3 protein-coding genes are annotated in these 2,732 nt (G+C 54.5%); 1 reads left to right on the top strand and 2 read right to left on the bottom strand.

What is annotated here, in order from left to right; all coding sequences use genetic code 11:
- Window positions 1–171: 171 nt before the first annotated feature.
- On the top strand, window positions 172–729 hold the full coding sequence (locus HMPREF2959_RS07830; protein WP_070696629.1) for an HAD-IA family hydrolase: 558 nt from the start codon (window positions 172–174) through the stop codon (window positions 727–729).
- Between the two features lie 86 nt (window positions 730–815).
- Here the strand turns inward: HMPREF2959_RS07830 and ispH are convergent, their stop codons facing one another.
- On the bottom strand, window positions 816–1,784 hold the full coding sequence (gene ispH / locus HMPREF2959_RS07825; protein WP_002236409.1) for a 4-hydroxy-3-methylbut-2-enyl diphosphate reductase: 969 nt from the start codon (window positions 1,782–1,784) through the stop codon (window positions 816–818).
- A 28-nt stretch (window positions 1,785–1,812) separates the two neighbouring features.
- On the bottom strand, window positions 1,813–2,340 hold the full coding sequence (lspA, locus tag HMPREF2959_RS07820) for a signal peptidase II (protein ID WP_002261350.1): 528 nt from the start codon (window positions 2,338–2,340) through the stop codon (window positions 1,813–1,815).
- Window positions 2,341–2,732 lie beyond the last annotated feature (392 nt).

Raw genomic sequence — 2,732 nt, 5'->3', positions numbered from 1 at the left:
GATGTGTTTGAACCTGTTGAAAGCGGCCAACAGGTTAAGTGCGCCCGCTGCCGCCTAAAAAGCAGCCCGGATGCCTGATTATCGGGTATTCGGGGAGGATTAAGGGGGTATTTGGGTAAAATTAGGAGGTATTTGGGGCGAAAACAGCCGAAAACAGCCGAAAACCTGTGTTTGGGTTTCGGCTGTCGGGAGGGAAAGGAATTTTGCAAAGGTCTCAGCCTGCCCGAAATCATCCGCGACCTGCTCGAAATGCCGTCTGAAACCGCCATTGCCGACATCACACGCACTTATTCCGCACATTACCTCAATCCCAACAACCGCAATATGTCCTTGTTTCCTCAGGCACTGCCCTGTCTGGACAAGCTCAAAGCGCAAGGCTTCCGGCTTGCCGTCGCCACGGGCAAAGGGCGGGCGGGCTTGGACAACGCCGTCAGCCAAACCGCCACCGGCGACTATTGGCTCGCCACCGCCTGCGCGGGGGAATATCCCTCCAAACCCTCGCCCGAAATGGTATTCGGACTTTGCGGCGAACTGGGACTCGACCCGAAAGAGGCATTGGTCGTCGGCGATACGGCGCACGACCTGCATATGGCGGCAAACGCGGGGGCGGCGGCAGTCGGCGTTACCACCGGCGCACATTCGCGCGAACAGCTCCTTGGCGCACCACATCTCGCCGTATTGGACGACTTGTCCGAACTGCCCGGTTTTCTTGCACGACATTACGCCTGATCGGTTTCCGCATCCGGCACGCGGCAAAAATGCCGTCTGAAGCCTGTTCAGACGGCATTTGTGTTGCCCAAACATTCAACGCTTGCTCAACGTTTGCACAAATCGGGTTTGGTTTCGCCCTCACGGCGCAACTCTTTGGGCAGGACGAACACGATGCTTTCTTCCGTACCCTCCCCTTCGCGCACGGTTTCGTGCCCCCATCCGCGTATGGTTGCCAATACTTCCTGCACCAACACTTCGGGCGCGGACGCGCCTGCCGTTACGCCGACTTTGTTTTTGCCCTCAAACCACGCGCGTTGCAGGTAGCCTGCATTATCCACCATATACGCATCGATTCCGCGCGATGCCGCCACTTCGCGCAGGCGGTTGCTGTTGGACGAATTGGGCGAACCGACCACAATCACGATGTCGCACTGTTCCGCCAGCTCTTTGACGGCGGTTTGCCGGTTGGTCGTCGCATAGCAGATGTCTTCCTTGTGCGGATTGCGGATATTGGGGAAACGCGCGTTCAGCGCGGCGATGATGTCTTTGGTTTCATCGACCGAGAGCGTGGTTTGGCTGACATAGGCGAGTTTGTCGGGGTTTCTGACTTCGAGTTTTGCCACATCTCCGACCGTTTCGACCAAAAGCATTTTGCCCGGCGCAAGCTGCCCCATCGTTCCTTCAACCTCGACGTGCCCCTTATGCCCGATCATGATGATTTCACAGTCTTGGGCATCCAGTCGGGCGACTTCCTTATGCACTTTCGTCACCAGCGGGCAAGTCGCATCAAACACGCGGAAACCGCGCTCCGCCGCTTCTTGCCGCACCGCCTTCGATACGCCGTGTGCCGAATAAACCAGTGTCGCGCCCGGCGGCACTTCCGCCAAGTCTTCAATAAACACCGCACCTTTTTCACGCAGGTTGTCCACGACGAATTTGTTGTGAACGACTTCGTGGCGCACATAAATCGGCGCGCCGAACTCTTCCAAAGCACGTTCGACAATACTGATTGCCCGATCCACACCAGCGCAGAAGCCGCGCGGATTGGCAAGGATGATGGTTTTCTCGTTCATAAGCCCGGTATTCCGTTTTCAGACGGCATCAATATTTTTCTTCTTGGGTTTTACGGTGGACGATGTTGTCCAACACTGCCAACACCGCACCGACGCAGATAAAGCTGTCGGCAATATTAAAGGCGGGATAAAACCAATTTTGCCAATAAAACAATAAGAAATCGACGACATGACCGTGTATCAGGCGGTCGATGACATTGCCTAACGCACCGCCGATAATCATTGCCGCACCCGTTTTGCCGAGGGTTGCAAACTCATCGCGCAAGATGGCGCGTACCAAATACGCGCTCACCGTCACCGCCAGCACCAAAAAAAAGTATTTTTGCCAGCCGCCCTGATCGGCAAGGAAGCTGAACGCCGCACCCGGGTTGTACACCAGCGTCAGATCGAAAAAGGAAGGAATGACATTGACGCGTTCCCGATACTGAAACGACGACAGCACCGCCCACTTCGACCACTGGTCCAGCACGATGGCGGCAAGTGCCAATACCCAATAGCGCGTTTTACTTGAAACAGATGAAGACATATTTTTCAACAGCCGGTAAAAGAGTACCATTTTACCCGAAAACCCCCTTTCCTGTACCCGAAACGGCAAATGCCGTAATCTTAAAACCCGTCATTCCCGACAACACCGTAATCTCGAAACCCGTCATTCCCGCGTAGGCGGGAATCCAGACCTGTCCGCACAGAAACTTATCGGATAAAAACAGTTGCCCAAACCCCGCGTTCTATAGTGGATTAAATTCAAACCAGTACGGCATTGCCTCGCCTTGCCGTACTATTTGTACTGTCTGCGGCTTCGTTGCCTTGTCCTGATTTAAATTTAATCCACTATAGATTCCCACTTTCGTGGGAATGACGGTTCAGTTGCATTCCGACAACACCGTAATCTTGAAATCCGTCATTCCCGCGCAGGCGGGAATCTATCGGAAATGACTGAAACCTCGA

The sequence above is a fragment of the Neisseria sp. HMSC070F02 genome, assembly GCF_001814225.1.
Lineage (GTDB): Bacteria > Pseudomonadota > Gammaproteobacteria > Burkholderiales > Neisseriaceae > Neisseria > Neisseria meningitidis.
Note: the sequence above shows the minus strand (reverse complement) of the source record. Positions and strands in the feature narration are given on the sequence as shown.

What these genes read in the sequence shown, in the direction of transcription:
- ispH (WP_002236409.1), bottom strand. Translation starts at nt 1,784, where the DNA reads ATGAACGAGAAAACCATCATCCTTGCCAATCCGCGCGGCTTCTGCGCT.
- lspA (WP_002261350.1), bottom strand. Translation starts at nt 2,340, where the DNA reads ATGGTACTCTTTTACCGGCTGTTGAAAAATATGTCTTCATCTGTTTCA.